This window comes from Paraneptunicella aestuarii, assembly GCF_019900845.1.
GTDB lineage: Bacteria > Pseudomonadota > Gammaproteobacteria > Enterobacterales > Alteromonadaceae > Paraneptunicella > Paraneptunicella aestuarii.
Genome location: NZ_CP074570.1, coordinates 579,966 through 596,693 on the forward strand (window position 1 = coordinate 579,966; position 16,728 = coordinate 596,693).

Here is a 16,728-nt window from a genome sequence, read left to right on the forward strand (position 1 = left end):
GCGAAACCCATCGTTTACTTAAAAGATACTGACTAATTTGTAAATACCCAGTGCGGAAACCAAAACCACGATTGCGCCACCAAAGGTGTTGCTGATAGGGCCATTGGTATAGTCCCCCAGAATGTCTCGTCTATTCATTACCCAAAGCAAAAATCCTGCAATGATAGGAAGCAGCAAGCCATTGCTGGCTTGAGCAAACAAAATGGCATTTAATGGCTTGATGCCAGTAAAACAAACAGCTGCGCCAATGGCGAGCACTAAAAACCAGACAATTCTGAAAGCGATGGCTTTGGGCGATACCGACCAGCCAAAAACACCGCAGATGGTATAGGCCGCGGCCAATGGAGCCGTAACTGCACTGGTTACGCCAGCACTGAGTAAACCTGCTGCAAAGAACAATTTGGCATGTTCACCAAGTAAAGGTTCAAGTTGCAAAGCCAGATTTTCCGAGGTTGCAGTAACTCCATGAGCGAAAAAGCTGGCTGCGGAAGTGCATACAATTGCCAGTGTAATAAGCCCGCCAAGCCCAATGGCGATACCGCTGTCGGTGCGAGCACTGGTCATGTCGTTGTTAAACACATACATGGTCTGGTTGTTTTCGGTACGGTTGGCGATGTTGTGCTTGGCAAGACTTGCATGCAGGAAAAGGTTATAGGGCACAATTGTCGTGCCAATCAGAGCAATGGTTGTAAGCAAGCCACCTTCGGGAATAGAGGGCGATAGTACACCTTCAAAGATGGCACTGAAATCGGGATTGGATATCCACATGGTAACAATAAATACGGCACTCATAATGAATACCAACAGGGTTAACACCATGCGGATAACGGCATAGATCCCGGTTGCTAACAAGGCCGCTGAAAATGCGGCAATAACCAGAACCCATTGGGTGATTTCACCGCCCAGAATGCTCTGTAAACCAAGCGCCGCGCCTGTGAAGTTACCAGCCTGATACGCTGTATTTCCAACACCAATAGCACAAATGACCAGTAGCAGAGCCAAGCTGCGCAAGACGATATTATCAATGCTCAGTCTCATGGCTTCAGCTAGACCTTTTTGGGTCACAATGCCTAATCGAGCGGCCATTTCCTGCAAAATCATAGTCGCAATGACTGAGAAGCAGACCACCCAAACCAGAGTGTAACCGAATTGGGCTCCTGCCATTGTTGCTGTGGTGACTGTACCGGGGCCAATGAAAGCGGCCGTTATAAGAAATCCAGGACCAAGTTTGCGCATCAGGTTATTGTTATTATTCAGCCTGTTTTCGCCACCCTAGCACAGATTTTAGTCCCTTGTTAAGTCCAGATTACACCGAAAGGTATGCTTTCTTATAAATCGTTTAATCCTGATTTTATTAAGGTTAATTATTGAATTGTCATCACACTCACTCCCAGAGGAAATGAAGGTTTGAACATGCGTTGGCTGCTGGTAGCTTCCATGGGTATAATGCGCGGCATTCACTCAGCAATTAAAGACATTGTTTTGGAATTACGATTTAAAACACCTGCACAATGGACAGAGGCGGTTATGGATGATTTCGATACATTCCTGATCGACCATGCGGCAGCAGAGAAAAAAGCCTCGGGCATGGCGATGTCCATGTTGTCTCATTACCCGGACAAAGAGCGTTTGGTAAAAGCCATGATTGACCTGTCAATTGAGGAAATGACACATTTTAGAAAAGTAGTGAAGTTGCTATATCAACGTGGGCTAACGCCGGGAGCCGATACCAAAGACCCTTATGTAAACGAGTTTCGTAAGTCCTTTCGTAAGGGGAGCGATGTCTACCTGCTGGATCGGTTATTGGTCGGTGGCATCGTCGAAGCACGAGGTTGTGAACGTTTTGGTTTGGTCGCGGAAGCGCTGCCGGTTGGAAAAATGAAAGACTTCTATCAGGAAATTACCCAATCAGAAGCCAAGCATCATACGTTGTTTGTGGATTTGGCGGGCGACTATTTTGCTGAGGATGTGATTCAGGCTCGGTTGTCAGAGCTGCTTGATATTGAGGCAGAAATTGTTGCTGCTTTGCCTATTAGCGCTGCGCTTCACTAGTTTTACCCGGCTGAATCTGGTTTGTCTGAACGCGCTGTTACTCAATATCTGACTCAATATGCCGAAGTGGAATGTATGCTGTTACATTCTGCTCCTGCGTTTCATTATCAGGCTTCGGTTGTCATACCTGCTTATAAAGAAAGCACCACATTTTTACAGCGGTTTCTACAGCAGTATGGTGAGCAATCTGTGTTATTGATTGCCGTCGTAAACCAGCCCGATACCGATGACAACATCACCCCTCAATCCGATTTATGTGAGTTTATAGCCTCTTCTTTCGAGCTGCGTTGGCAGCATGAAAATATTGCCTTGTACCATCAATTTTCAGGAAATATTGGTATTTTGTTAGTCGACAGATTTTCCACAGAGCGACGAATTCCTGCTAAACAAGGTGTGGGCTTAGCCCGAAAGATTGGTGCCGATATCGCGAGTTATTTAATTGCACAGAAGCAGATAGATTGCCCCTGGGTTGGTTCAACCGATGCCGATGCGATTTTGCCCCAGGACTATTTTGCTCAACTTAACAGTAAACACCTGGCAGGAGCGAAAGCGGCAACATTTGCTTTTTCTCATATAGTGAATGGTGATCCGAGCATTTTTTCTGCCACACGTTTGTACGAACAATGGCTACATTACTACAAGAAGGGCTTGGCTTGGGCGGGCTCACCTTATGCCTTTTATACAATAGGTAGCTGTTTGGCCTTTGATTATCAGGGCTATTGCCAGGTGCGAGGTTTTCCTAAACGAGCGGGTGGAGAAGACTTTTATCTGCTGAATAAAATGGCCAAGTTAGCACCTGTTGTTGAGTTGGATGCCTGTATTCATTTGCAATCTCGCGTGTCGGATCGTGTTCCTTTTGGTACAGGGCCTGCGGTGCAAAAAATAATAGAACAGCAAAGCGACGAAACGCAATATCTGGTTTATAACCCGCAGGTATTCGTGCAGTTAAAGTCATTGTTGCAGTTGTTTAATACTCTATTTGAATCTTGCTCTAACGAGAGCTTGCCGGATTGGATGAATGCATTGTCGCAGGCTTCCAGAAATGCACTAATGCAATCCAGTTTTGAACAGGCCGTGTTAAAAATTAAAGGTAATTGCAAAAACCAACATCAATTCTTGCAGCAAGTGCATGGTTGGTTCGATGGGTTTCGAACATTGAAATACATCCATGCACTAGAAAATGATTTTTCCCCTGTTTGTTTGCAACAGGCCCGTGAAATCGCTCCTTTTGAGTTTTAAGACGAATTTATTAGTTAATGTAAATATTTGAGTTACAAATTACGCTTGGGTTTGTGTATAAAAACTACACAATGTGAGTAACCTGAACCCGGGATAAGAAGTACCTTCCAGCACTGCTAAATCCGTGCCTCTCAGCGTTATATTTGTGGTAAATAGAATGGCTATTCACTCACAAAAAAGCCTTGATAGGCACGGATTTATCAGCACTGTACCTATAAAAGCTATTTCATATGGTTAACATAATGATTTTATTAAATAAATCTTATGGAATTCTAGGAATGACGATATTTCTTATCCCGAGTTCAGGTTAAGTGATTTTTCAGCCATATCATCCAGTTATGTGATAGGTAAAAATATTACAGTAAAATGTTGGACTCACTGAATTACCTGTCCTTAGACTGTCCCCTCCTTCAAACACACAACTGAAGTAAACACACATGAAAACAAAAATCGCAACTATGGTTATAGCTGCGCTAGGCACAGGTTTGTCTACCGCTTATGCCCAAACTGAAGAGTCGCAACAGGCTGGAATGGAAAAGATTTCAGTTGTTGGTATGCGCACGCCGCTTCGTTCTTTAGGTGACTCTCCTGTTCCAGTGGATATGCTTTCTGCTGACGAGCTGACTCAAACAGGATTTACCGAATTGAACCAAATGGTTGCAGCGTTAATTCCGTCTTATAACTTCCCTAAACCTTCAGTAACGGATGGCACAGACCACGTTCGCCCTGCGACCTTGAGAGGCATGAGCCCGGATCAGGTGTTGGTGTTGGTGAATGGTAAGCGTCGTCATACTTCCGCGTTGGTAAACGTTAATGGTTCGATTGGTCGTGGTTCCAGTGCGGTTGATTTGAATACGATTCCACCCAATATGATTAAGCGTATTGAAGTGTTGCGTGATGGTGCGGCAGCTCAGTATGGTTCAGATGCGATTGCTGGTGTGATTAACATTGTATTGCGTGATGATGATAAAGCCGAAGCCGGCTGGAATTACGGTGCTTACAGTGAAGGCGATGGTATCTCCAGCACGATTCAAGGCAATGTGGGATTGTCTGATGATGATGGTTTTATTCACATTGCTGCGCAACACCGCAACAAGCAGGCCACTAACCGTGCCGGTTTAGACCCTCGTCAACAGTATCTGGAAATTGATGGTCAGCCTGATCCTCGCGAAGCCGATTTTGATCGTTTGAACCATCGCTTTGGTGATGCCGATGTGGAATCAACCAGTTTCTTTATTAACGCCGGTCATAACGATGGGTCAGACGGTTTGTTCTATTTCAATACCAGTTATGAAAGCCGTGACGGTGAAGCGGGTGGTTTCTATCGTCGAGCATTGGACAGCCGTAACGTCCCGGAAATTTATCCTGATGGCTTCCTGCCTCTTATTGTGTCGGACGTGACTGACTATGCTACAACTGTGGGTTACAAGTATGAGCCGGGTGAAACAACTTTCGACTTTAGTGTGACTTATGGTGGCAACGAGTTTGACTTCGGCGTTGAGAACAGTCTGAACACTTCTTTGGGCGCGCAAAGCCCAACGTCCTTTGATGCCGGTGGTTTGGAGTTTAACCAGCTTACCGTTAACTTTGATATGGCTTCCAGCATTGATGTTGGATTGATGAGCCCGTTAAGCGTGGCCTTTGGTATCGAATACCGCGATGAAACCTATAAGGTTAAAGCCGGTGAGGAAGCGTCTTACATTAATGGTGGAGTTGCTGATCAGTTTGGTGGTATTGCGTCAGTAGGTTCTCAGGTTTTCCCAGGCTTCCGCCCAGGTGATGCCAGCAAAAACTCCCGCGACAGCTATTCCCTCTATGGTCAGGTTGATCATTACGTTACGGATGACTTATTGTTATCTGCGGCATTGCGTTTTGAAGACTACAGTGACTTTGGCAGCACCACTAATGGGAAACTTGCTTTGCATTACCATGTGAATGATATGGTGTCGATTCGTTCTGCGGTAAGCACTGGATTCAGAGCGCCCTCTTTAGCGCAGGCTTATTATTCTACAACTGCGACCATTTTCATTGATAGCATTCCTAATGAAGTGAAAACCTTCCGCGTTGATGATCCTGCGGCTATCGCCTTGGGCGCAGAGCCACTTGATGCTGAAGAGTCGATGAACTACAGCGCCGGTATTGTGATCACGCCTGTGCCGCAGTTGGAAATCTCCCTGGATTACTACCGCATTGATATTGATGATCGTATTGTGTTGTCAGATAACATTCGTGGCGCAGCGGTTCAGGAAATTTTGGAGAACAACGGTTACTTTGGTATCAACGGTGGCCGCTACTTCACTAACGCAATCGACACTGAAACCTCAGGATTGGATTTCGTTGCCAGTTATTTGTGGGACATTAATAACGACTGGAATGCCAATATCACCTTTGGCTGGAATATCAACGATGTCGATATTACCCGCATTGCTGCTAATCCTTCCGAGCTAGATCCTCTAGGCCCTAATGCCAAACGTTTTGGACGTAGCGAGTTGGCTTTGATCGAAGAAGCGCAACCTAAGAGCAAAGGCAATTTAGCCATTAGCTTACAAGGCGGACAATGGGGTGGGTCTTTGGTGGTAAGACACCATGGTGAATACACAACTCGTCATTCATCGAATGAAGAGCGTGACCAGACTTTTGGTTCTGAAACTGAAGTGGACTTGGAAGCTCGCTATCAGTTGGATGAAAACTGGCAGTTTGCGTTAGGGGTTAACAACCTGTTTGATGCGACGCCTGACCGCACTATTGATGCGAACAACTTCAATGGTATTTTCCCATATAGCTCCATGTCGCCATTCGGTTACAACGGCAGCTATTATTATGGAAAAGTGAAGGTAAGTTTCTAAATACCTGTTCCAAACTATCAGTCACCTGTAGAGAATTAGGAGCAAACCCTCAGCCGCAGGGAAGCGGCTGTGGAGCCTACATGGAAGTATCCACGGCGAGTTTGCGATAAATCTCTATGGGTGACTGACAATTAAACACTGCTATTTAGTAGAGATAAAGCAGCGCCTGTATACGATTTTTACTTTGTTAGAGACTTTTATTGACGCGAAACAGTCTCTATTTTGTGTCGGTCGTATACGGGTTGCTGTGTTACTGTTTTTTGAATTTACTTATCTTGTAGTAGGACTTGAAGTAAGCCTTGAAGTTTTAACATCGTATTTAGATTTCGGCCTGTACTTTTCACACCCAAACATCTTTCAATATTCGCCACCAGTTTTGAGCGGCCTATACCACTTGGAGCATGAAGATAGAAGACCTTGTCAATGACCTGATATTCCTCATCATTGGCAATGTAGGATGCAAGCTTATCTTGATTCAATCGTGGCGTTTCAGCACAAATATAAAAATGGATGCTTTTACCGTCGTCAGACGAAAATGGACATAGACTGACTATTTTTTCAAACTCTTCACGCTTGAGTAGCATCAGCTCAGGCTCAAACCCGAAAGCATCACCAATACTTCTTTTGAGATCTTTGGGAGCTGAATTTGAGCTAAAAACGACATTGCCGCTTTGAATATAAGTGGTGACGTTTTGAAACCCTTGCTTGAGCAGCAAACTTTTCAATTCCTTCATTGGGATCAGGTTTTTACCACCGACATTGATGCCTCTGAGGAGTAAAATATAAGTGTCCATTATGTTCATTTCATCGCAGCTACTTAGGTTAATTGGAGCATTATACATATTGATTGGATGAGTGTGGTCTATGACACCAGCACCAAGGAAGCATTGGTTATTTTTGTTAAGTTAATGCTAAATACCTGTTCCAAACTATCAGTCACCTGTAGAGAATTAGGAGCAAACCCACAGCCGCAGGGAAGCGGCTGTGGAGCCTACATGGAAGTATCCACGGCGAGTTTGCGATAAATCTCTATGGGTGACTGACAATTAAACACTGCTATTTAGAAGGTTCGTTGTGTAATGTGTATGTGACTGTATAATCTACTCGTTATGGTTTATATTTTGTCCATTCGAATGCCTTTATAAATAACCATAACAGAATAGGCTTGGACTTATGGAAGCGGTAAACGCTCATGTTGATATCCTGACTTTCTTCAAATCAAATTATTACCAGCTACTTGAGAAAATAGGCGAAGGTGGATTTGGCCAAGTGTATAAAGCGATACAGCTTAGTACGCAACAGTTAGTGGCCATCAAATTTTTGTGTCTGCCTGAAAACGTTTCTGAAGAAAAAAAGTATCGTTACATAGAACGTTTTCATCGTGAAGTTGATCTGATAAGGCGTTTAAATCACCCCAATATCGTGCGGTTAATGGATAAAGGGCAGCAGGATGAGTTGCTGTATGCCGTTTATGAGTATATTGACGGACAATCCTTACGTGAGCATTTAGCTGATTCTGGCTCATTGGAGCCGTCACTTGCTGCCGAAGTAATGGCAAATGTTCTGGATGCGCTCGCCCACGCCCATGAGATGGGCGTGATTCATCGAGACATTAAACCTGCCAACATCATGCTGTATCAAGTCGGCGCTAAGATTCATGTGAAGGTGTTGGATTTTGGTATCGGAACCTTAAGGTATGAAGCTCGTCAGCTCGACTACAAAAGCATAACCCTAACCCAGGAAACGTTGGGTACACCTTCTTATAGCGCTCCGGAGCAACTGAGGGGGGAGCCGCCTGTTCCTCAAACCGATATTTACGTTTGGGGATTAGTGTTTCTTGAGTGTCTTACGGGTAAACCTGCTGTTTCAGGTAGCAGTCTAGCGGCCGTTTTTCACCAGCAACTCAGTCAGTCAAACGTTCCTCTTGGGGTGTTGGCGGGTCATGAATCTGCGGGCTTGTTACGCCGAGTTTTAAATAAAAGAGCTTCGGAACGACCTGGCGATACTCTCAGGCTTTATCAGGAGTTTAAGAGGTTAAACTTTTCGAACTTGGTTGGAGAGTTGAATTCTGGGGCTAAATCTCAGTCGGATGAGATATACGACTATGATGACTCTACTCAGATTGTTGATGCGCGATTGTCTTATACACGCCTGACCGAGCGTAGGCAGATATCGGTACTTAGTGTCATCATCAGTATTGAACAAGACGACGGGGTTAACCATGAGGAACAAGATGTTCTGGATGCGTTATTGATCGACAAAATGCAGCAGTGTATTGATATAGCGATACGCTATGGTGCTTATCATGTGGGTAATCTGGGAGACACCCTGTTATTTTACTTTGGTTATCCGCAAGTCACTGAAAACGACAGTCGCCTATGTGCTCGCACGGCTTTGGAAGTCATGAGCAATATTCGTCAGAAGAATGCATTGTTGAAGCAAAAGCAAGGGTTAATCTGTTATGCCCAAATGGGGATTCAAGTTGGTCTGATGCTAAGTTTTGCTAACAATCAGCCCCAGGGTAAAACCGCAAACGATGCCATGAAACTCAGCCGTAAGGCATTACCCAGCCAAATACTCTGCACTGAAAATGTAAAGCATTTGCTTGATGGCTATTTGCATTTTGAGTCAGGAAATTCAGAGACAGACGATACACATTCAAGTGAGCCTGCTTTTGTGTTGCGAGGGGAGCGTCAACTTGAGGCGTTCGGGTTTATTCGAGGTACTCGCAAAAACCCGATCTTTATTGGACGTGAAGCGCAACTCAAAATGCTGACATCTTTGTTATCTACGTCAAGACAGAACTCTGTGGCTCCGTTGGCACATATTTATGGTGAAGCTGGAATAGGTAAATCCAGGTTGGTTTTTGAATTACGTAACCAATGCAGGGAATTCAGGCATCTGGTTGCTCAATGTTTGCCAGAACACAAGAACAATGCTCTTTATCCAATATTAACCTTGCTCAAGTTTAAATTTTCATTAGACGCAGTTTCGGCGGAAAAAGCGTTGTTTTTACTCAAGGAAGCAACGAAGAGAACAGGACTGTCTGAAAAGCAAAAGGAATACGGGCTGGTGGTATTGTCGGCATGGTTAAATTTGCCGTTGCATGAAACCAATCCTGCTGTGAATCTCACGCCTGAGATACAGAAGCAAAGTTTGTTCGATTTGATTGCACATTTGCTATGTCAGTCCTTCGAATGGCGCCCGCTGGGAAAAGCGACAACGCAACATCTTTTTGTTTTTGAAGACATGCATTGGGCTGATCCAACCAGTCTCGATTTTATTAATCATCTGTTGCATTCAAATGTCTTTATAAAGAATGGACATTGCTGGTTGGCGACTTCACGGGAAACTATTCCTGTGCAATTGGAGACTATTTCCTTTACTCAGGTTTTAGTGCCCAAATTAGCCAAAGAAGAAACCCTGGCATTTATTCAGTTCTTGTTTGATCAACAACCTGTCGCAACTCAATTACAAGAAACATTGCTTGATCGAACCGACGGCATCCCACTATTTATCGAAGAGCTCGCCTCATTCATGCGCAATCGTAATTTGGTGCATAAGGTAAATGGTGAATTTGATTTTGTCGATGGTTCAAAGCTCGCGTTATTACCGCTTACTTTGCGAGACTCGTTACAACAAAAACTCGATCAACTTCCCTATGGAAAAGATACAGCGCAACTCGCTGCGGCGATTGGAAGAGAGTTTGATTATCAATTATTAACTGACGCTTCTGAGAAGGACGAAGCCTCGATACAAAGGGATCTTAATGCGCTGTTAAGCGCTGAACTAGTGTATCAGCAACGTAAAGTTGACGGAGATACTTATATCTTCAAACACGCATTGGTGAGGGATGCGGCTTACGATTCAATACCTGAGTTACAAAAAGCAATAGTACATGGCCAAATTGTTCAGTCTTTAAAGCGCTTATTTTCTCTTAACGACCCAGTTGAATTTGTTCCTGACAGCTTTAAAAAAACAGTCCAGGAATCAAGTGGTGTTGTCATACCATACGGTACGTTAGCTAAACATTGTTGGAAAGCTGACAACTACAAGTTAGCTGTAAACTTTTCGCTTTTCCATATCTCTAGAAACTTATTGCTAAGTCAGTATACGGTTGCGCAGGAAAGCTGTTTATACATAAAAAACATGCTGCCAAATGATGACTCTACTAAGGCATTGTTACTTAATACTGAGATCATGTTAAGTCAGACCCTGGTTGCTCAATTGGGGTATTCCAATGTCGTAGTAAAAGACTCTTATGAACAAGCGATGCGCTTATCTTCTGATTCCACTCATTACAAAATATTAACTCAAATTAGCTATGGACTATTTTCTTTTTATGCATCGCAGGGAGACTTTTCGTCTGCGCTAAGTTATGCGAAAGCGTTAAAAGAAATCTCAATACGTTATGGTGACAAGCAAGTTGAATTGATAGCTCAGATGTCTTTTGGGCTGACTTTGTTGTTAAAAGGGGAGCTTGATAAAGCTGAAGAAAACCTACATCGGGCAATTGAATTGTCTGACAAGCTTGGCACCGATTCTTTCTTGTTGGAATACGGAGGTAATTTTGGTGGGTACAGTCGAGCATGGTATGCCTTGCTTCAAATGTTAAAAGGGAATAACGCATTGGCGTTAAGTTCCAAATCGGTCGCGATTAATAAGAGCCAAAATCACAAGCAAACATTGGCTTTTGTGAAAGGTTTTCCATTTGTAGAGCAGTTTGTTTCATCATTGCAACAAGCCAGCGAACAAGCTCAACAACTCATAGAGTTATCGGTTAGTTATCAATTGCATTTCTTCAAATTATTAGGAGACTTTTACTTATTGTGGGTAAAAGGTGTTGCGGATCTGTCCTCGTGGGATGAGCAACAATCTGAACAGTTTTTGGAGCAATTTGAAGCCGCCGGACTTTATTCATTCCTTCCTCGGTATTACGCCATGTCGGCAGAAATAAGTATTAGAAGAAGTGAGGTTAAGCAAGCACTGCAAAAGATTGATAAAGCGTTGTCTATATGCAAAGTGCAAGGGCACTTTTACTACGCTGAATTATACAGACTCAAAGCTGTCGCTTTTCATTTTCAGGGAGCAAGTTTCACAAAGGTCAGACGTTGTCTGTTAGCTGCAAAAATAATTAGCGAGCAGCAAGGGGCAGTATTGTGGCGTGAAAAAGTGGCTGAAACAGGTAAACAACTCGAAATCGAATTGTTTGCAAACCAGAGACCATATACAGGCTCTAATTACAGCAAAGGATAGATAAAATCTATGTTGCCAAAAATATTTAGTTTGTTCGTATTATTAACGTTCGCTTTCTTGGGATTAATAGGGGAAGCCCTTGGAGCGAGTGAAAATTCCACTTCCTGTGTCAAACCATTTACTCATTGTCACTCTCAAGGCGCTACGGCACTTCCTGATAAATGGCGCTCTTCAGTATTGTTAGCGCCTTTCTCTCAAAATGGCTCAGACGAAGTTGTCAATAAGTTAGTAAGGGCTGATGTTATCGCTGATTACAGTGCAAATGCTCAATTGAGTCGAACTTATGAGGTAAATACTGGAAAAACAATTGAAACGCTATTTGTCACCAGTGGTAGTAACAAAAACAGAGCAGAAGTATTTCGTCTAACTGAACTTGATGACAATAAATATCAGTGTGAAAAGATTGCCGAAACTGATAAACGTTTTTCCCGATGGTTGCCACCTTCTGCGAAGTGGGTGCGAAGTAAAAGTGATAATCAGTTTTTTGGACAGTTTAATTTAAGACAGATAGGTGCAACAAATAGTCAATCTGAAGATGGCTTGTTACCTTATTTAACCGGATTGTGGTGGAAGGTGCCGATAGAATTAATAAAATCGGAGGAAGGACACAAGGATGTTGCGAATTGGATCGTTTTTAGTAAAGAGACGAGATTGCCTTTTCGTATTATGAATGCTTCAAGGAAAGTTCAGTATATGCTGCCTTTATTTGGGGAATACTCTATCAGCTATTTTTTAGATGCAAGAGCAGTGAGTGGCACCAATTTATCTTCGATTAAATCCAATTGCATGTCAGGTGAGCGTGTCTCAGGCTCGTCACTTGATTTTTCTGATGCCATTCCCGGATTAAACTTCTTACCCCAATTAGAAACATCGGATGTTTTACCCTCTTTCCAACATTCGTTTAAATCGAACGCATTAATGACACCAATCAGTGTGGATGAAATGCCTTTTCCGACATTGATTAAATATGACTATGACAATGTTCGCATGTATACCACTCTTTTTACCGATAACGGCAATCCTGGTAGTGCGGCTTTTTTGCTCAAAGATAAAGGACGCCTCTCTAATTGCCAAGGCATTGATATAGGAATACATCCCACGACATTAGGCGCTCCTCAAAGAGGGTGGATGGAGAAAGGAGGGTGTGAAATATCAAGTGTAATGACGGCTAAAGGACTGCAAAATACGCTTGTCATTGGGTGTCCTGTAAAAGGGGATTATCCCGGTGGTGTTAGAACTTTTTGGATGTGGTATAGCGCAAAAGGCACACCTTATAGCTTTATGGAAAGCGAGGCTGAACTAGGTATCGGAACAAGTTTGGCGTTGGCTGACTATTATGATTGGTCTCAAGGGAATACCAAACTAGTCGAAAGTGATGATGAAAACTTTTGTGAGAAAAAAATCCCCATCCATCAGACTAACAACATGCCTGCGGGTTGCTATGGCTGTCATGGTGGTCAACCGTCAAACTTGTAAAAAAGGAAATAGCGCAATGAGTAATATTAAACAACTAGGGCCGTTAAGTTATTTGGTTGGTACTTGGTCAGGTTTTGGGGTCGATAGAGCAAGCTCCGGTGAAGAATCGTCTTATTCGCATGAATTGATATTCGAACCCATTCCACAGTTACGTTTTTCTTCTGAAAATCAGGTGCTAAATGTACTCAGGTTCTCCAGTAAAATGTGGGGATCTGAAGACGATTCAGAATTCAATAATCTTATCCCTGTGTATGAAGAAAACGGTTACCTGAGTTGGGTAGCTAACGATAATGACCCAACTATTGGCACTATTGTTAAACAAGTCTCAAACCCCAGAGGCTTAAGCTTTATGGCGGTTTCAGATGTCGTTTCCATTGCTGAAACAAGTGTGCAGATGAAATGCGATAGAGAGCAATTACCTTATGGTGGGATTATGCAGTCACCCCAGCTATCGGAAGTTTACCCTCCTGTTGTTGGTTATATCAGCAAATGGCAAGTGGATGGAAATCAGTTGATTGTAGAGGATACAACTGTCCTTAAAACTGATACAGGAGAGCCTTTTTATCAGACTGATAACTCAAAGTTGAAAAGGTATTAACCAACGTCTTCTTGGGATAAGGTAATGTTTTAACTAATGTAATGTCGGTGTAATTTAATAATGTATTGATTTTCCTTAAATTGATGGCGGTCTCAATTAGGTCGCATTGGAAGAGTGAAATACTGATCTGATGTGTTCGAGGTTTATTCAAAAAAACCATTAATGTTATTGCTATCAAAAAGGTAAATTTATATGAATCATGCTGAAAGTTTACATTCAAGAATTTCCAAAAGAATTAGTAAAATTAAAACTGAAGAAGATATGTTGGCTGTTATCGCTGAAAATCACCAAGATATCGCCGATACCTTTCAGTTAACGCAATCTGAAGCTGAAGATATGAAATCCGTGCCATTTGGTTTAGATACGGGGTTACTTCAAGAAGCTGAGGCTGCAAGCGATCAAAAACAAATTGTAAGGGCGTTTGAAAATATTCAAAATGCGATGACGGCGGCATCAGCTTCTAATAAAGCGATGCAAGGCCCGATTCATAGAATGTTAGTCAATGATTCCCCCTTTGATCAGGCTGACCTCATTTACGCAACGTTTGTCGCAAATCAGGCTACCTCTCAATCAAATAAGGATGTTGAAGTTTTTATGGCTGATATCAACCGTACGGAAGGCCCTAAGAGCGAAATGATGAAAGAATCACGCGAGAAGAGTTCTTTTGCGGATAATATGATGAATGCTATCTATGCGGGAATTGACGCTGCAACTCCTAAGTTGATTGTAGTCGCTTCTACGGCAGCTTCCGCAGCAATGAGTGCCGTGGTCGATATGTTTAAACAAACTTGCGAAGTGGCTGTTATTAACAAAAGTAGCAAAACGTTGGTATTGTCTTTAAAGGATAAAGGACAATATGACGTTCATGGCAAGGCTATCTCTACAGCAAACCGATTAAGTAAAGCTGTAAAAACAAGACATGGGTATTTGCCCATTACAACTATACTTACTGCTTCTTCTCGAAAGGCTGCGGCTTTTGGCCCTCAGATCGCCTTTTCATTTCATGTAGAAGATAACGAAGATGAAAGGCTGACAATTGCTATTCAAGCTCCGGTTTCAGGGAATAATGTAATATCTGTTACAGACAAAAGTGCAAAATACTCAGCGGAGAATGTAGAAAAGGATGGAAACAGTAAACTTGAATGCAGTTATGAGTTTGGTAGTTTCAAGGTGGTGTCAAAGGTTAGCTCTTCAAGTGGTACTACCCCCAAAATGCTAGTGATTATTTCAGATAAGGATAGCTAGACTATATTTGCGAACAATGGCTCCTGACAATTGCAGGAGCCGTCTACTAGCAATCTCAAGTGAAATCTCAAGTGAAAACAATGTGCTTCGTTCAGTGCCACTAAAGAGAGCCTGGTTTTACCCATAAAACAACTACGCTGTAATGTCTGCGTAATGGATTTACCCCAGTTTTTTGGTAGATTTGCGGCTACGTAATATTAATCTGCTAAGAGAGCACTATGGCGCAGCTATTGGTTAACGCTTCTCAAGAAAGCATTTATTTGACTAAATACCATTTATTTGGGCGCAAGCATCAGGTAGTGAATACTTACCTGGAACATCCAAATGTGTCTCGTATTCATATGTTGATTGAATGGAAGAATGGTGCTTGGGTTTTAAAAGACAAAAGCACAAATGGGGTGTGGCTTAACGATTCAAGAGTGCAAATGGAACAGGAATATCCACTGACGGTAGGGGATACTATTGTTCTACCCGAGAGCACCGATATTGCCTTTACAGTTGTTGATCTTGACCAACCTAAAGATGTGCTTATTTCAAGTACTGAGAGCGGTGAATCTCAGGAAAATATTCCGAGAGTGATTTTTCTTGACCAATTAAACCTTCTTCCCGACGAACTTTCCCCTGAAATTGTTTTGTCTTATGACTCAGAAAACAGTACCTGGATGTGTGAAAATACTGAAAGTATGGTTGCTCACCCAATTGTTGAAGGCGATACGATACATTTTGGCAATAATATTTGGAAGTTTATTACTGGTGCAGACCAAAGTGATGTCCCTACGGCTGAATTGGAAGGTAATGAAGCGTTGGATTTGAAATATATATTTCGTATCAGCCAGGATGAAGAGTTGGCTGAACTGAAGATTAGAAATAAGGATTCTGTTATAGATTTGGATGTGCGTTCCCATCACTACCTTACCGCTCTTTTGGCGCGATATAAAAAGCAAGAACCTGAGCAAGATAATGGGCTTGATGAGTGTCTGAAAGGCTGGGTTTCGATTAAACAATTGTCTAAAGATTTGGGGCTTAATGAGAGCCATATCAATATTCAAATTCATCGAGCCAGAAAACAACTGATGGAACATTGTCAGCGTATTGGTTTAAATGTCCCAGATATCATTGAACGCAGAAGAGGCTATGTGCGTTTTGCGGCTGAGCAATTTAGCATTTTTAAGGGAGATGTGTTGGAAGCTTAGGGGGGATGACTGGTTTCCATATTGAGTATGGAAACCAGATAAAGTGCTGATAAAAGAGATGAAGCCTACTCAGGTTTTCTAAACCTGAACGTCCAGCGGTCGGTTCTGCCGGTGACTGAGCGGTCACCCACTTCTTTGTCCAGTTTATCTACTGGGCGGTAGTGCAGGTCGCTGTAATCTTCAAAAACAAACCCTGCTTTGGTGATTTCCAGAATGGCTTTTACCGGGTCGATTCTGCGTGAGTTCTCATGCTTATTCGGTTCCATATGACGCGCAGTGTGCGTGATAACCCCATAAACACCACCGGGCTTAAGCGCTTTAAATATGGCGTGATTAAGCTCCATACGCGCTTCCGGAGTAAAGCTGTGATAGTTGCGGAAGGTGAGCACCATATCCACATTATCGACACCCAATGAATCAAGCTTGGCTGATAATACGGGGGAACCTTCTTCACGCCAGATTTTAGCGTCTTTTCCGGCGACTTTGGTGTGCTGGAAGTCAGGATGAGGCAGCAAATGTTGTTCAACCTGTGTGGTGTTTAATGCCACATAAAAGTCGCCTTTTTCCTTTAGCGTGGGGGCGAGTATTTTGGTATACCAGCCTCCACCGGGGAGAAGTTCTACGACACGCATATCTTCGCGTAACCCGAAGAATTTCAGGGTTTCGACGGGTTTGCGGTTTGAGTCTCGGTACACTTCCTTGAGAGTACGTAAATTAGACTTCATGGCGTTTTCTATTTTCAACTGCGTGCTGTCAAAGTCTCCCGATAGCACTGAAAAGCTGGCAGCGCCCGCCAGCATAAGAGTTAACAACTTTTTCATGG

At 42.9% G+C, this 16,728-nt stretch carries 11 protein-coding genes; 8 read left to right on the forward strand and 3 right to left on the reverse strand.

From position 1 onward, the window contains the following. Positions 1 to 18: 18 nt before the first annotated feature. Complete coding sequence (locus KIH87_RS02455; protein WP_232359960.1) at positions 19 to 1,236, reverse strand: Nramp family divalent metal transporter; 1,218 nt, start codon at positions 1,234 to 1,236, stop codon at positions 19 to 21. Positions 1,237 to 1,446: 210 nt separating this feature from the next. Between KIH87_RS02455 and KIH87_RS02460 the strand changes: the two genes are divergently transcribed. The 3 genes from KIH87_RS02460 (at position 1,447) to KIH87_RS02470 (ending at position 6,137) form a co-directional block, all read left to right on the forward strand. Continuing rightward, a complete protein-coding gene (locus tag KIH87_RS02460) occupies positions 1,447 to 2,052 on the forward strand; it encodes a tRNA-(ms[2]io[6]A)-hydroxylase (RefSeq protein ID WP_232361412.1) in 606 nt (201 codons plus the stop codon). A gap of 21 nt (positions 2,053 to 2,073) precedes the next feature. After that, positions 2,074 to 3,291, forward strand: coding sequence for a hypothetical protein (locus KIH87_RS02465; RefSeq protein ID WP_232359961.1), 1,218 nt, complete (start codon positions 2,074 to 2,076; stop codon positions 3,289 to 3,291). Positions 3,292 to 3,728: 437 nt separating this feature from the next. Further along, entirely contained in the window at positions 3,729 to 6,137 is a 2,409-nt protein-coding gene (locus KIH87_RS02470) for a TonB-dependent receptor plug domain-containing protein (RefSeq protein ID WP_232359962.1), read from the forward strand. 266 nt (positions 6,138 to 6,403) lie between these two features. On the opposite strand, the gene KIH87_RS02475 is transcribed toward KIH87_RS02470, so the two are convergent. Continuing rightward, a complete protein-coding gene (locus KIH87_RS02475; protein WP_232359963.1) occupies positions 6,404 to 6,931 on the reverse strand; it encodes a DUF1697 domain-containing protein in 528 nt (175 codons plus the stop codon). A 379-nt stretch (positions 6,932 to 7,310) separates the two neighbouring features. Here KIH87_RS02475 and KIH87_RS02480 point away from each other — a divergent pair, with 379 nt between their 5' ends. The 5 genes from KIH87_RS02480 (at position 7,311) to KIH87_RS02500 (ending at position 15,905) form a co-directional block, all read left to right on the forward strand. Beyond that, positions 7,311 to 11,393, forward strand: a complete 4,083-nt coding sequence (locus tag KIH87_RS02480; RefSeq protein WP_232359964.1) for a TOMM system kinase/cyclase fusion protein — start codon at positions 7,311 to 7,313, stop codon at positions 11,391 to 11,393. Between the two features lie 9 nt (positions 11,394 to 11,402). Beyond that, on the forward strand, positions 11,403 to 12,869 hold the full coding sequence (locus KIH87_RS02485; protein WP_232359965.1) for a hypothetical protein: 1,467 nt from the start codon (positions 11,403 to 11,405) through the stop codon (positions 12,867 to 12,869). Positions 12,870 to 12,885: 16 nt separating this feature from the next. Further along, positions 12,886 to 13,467 (forward strand): heme-binding beta-barrel domain-containing protein, encoded by a 582-nt coding sequence (locus tag KIH87_RS02490; protein WP_232359966.1) that lies wholly within the window; start codon positions 12,886 to 12,888, stop codon positions 13,465 to 13,467. Positions 13,468 to 13,659: 192 nt separating this feature from the next. Next, complete coding sequence (locus KIH87_RS02495; protein ID WP_232359967.1) at positions 13,660 to 14,712, forward strand: hypothetical protein; 1,053 nt, start codon at positions 13,660 to 13,662, stop codon at positions 14,710 to 14,712. A gap of 218 nt (positions 14,713 to 14,930) precedes the next feature. Next, positions 14,931 to 15,905, forward strand: coding sequence for an FHA domain-containing protein (locus KIH87_RS02500; RefSeq protein ID WP_232359968.1), 975 nt, complete (start codon positions 14,931 to 14,933; stop codon positions 15,903 to 15,905). Positions 15,906 to 15,970: 65 nt separating this feature from the next. Here the strand turns inward: KIH87_RS02500 and KIH87_RS02505 are convergent, their stop codons facing one another. Then, positions 15,971 to 16,726, reverse strand: a complete 756-nt coding sequence (locus tag KIH87_RS02505; RefSeq protein WP_232359969.1) for a class I SAM-dependent methyltransferase — start codon at positions 16,724 to 16,726, stop codon at positions 15,971 to 15,973. Positions 16,727 to 16,728 lie beyond the last annotated feature (2 nt).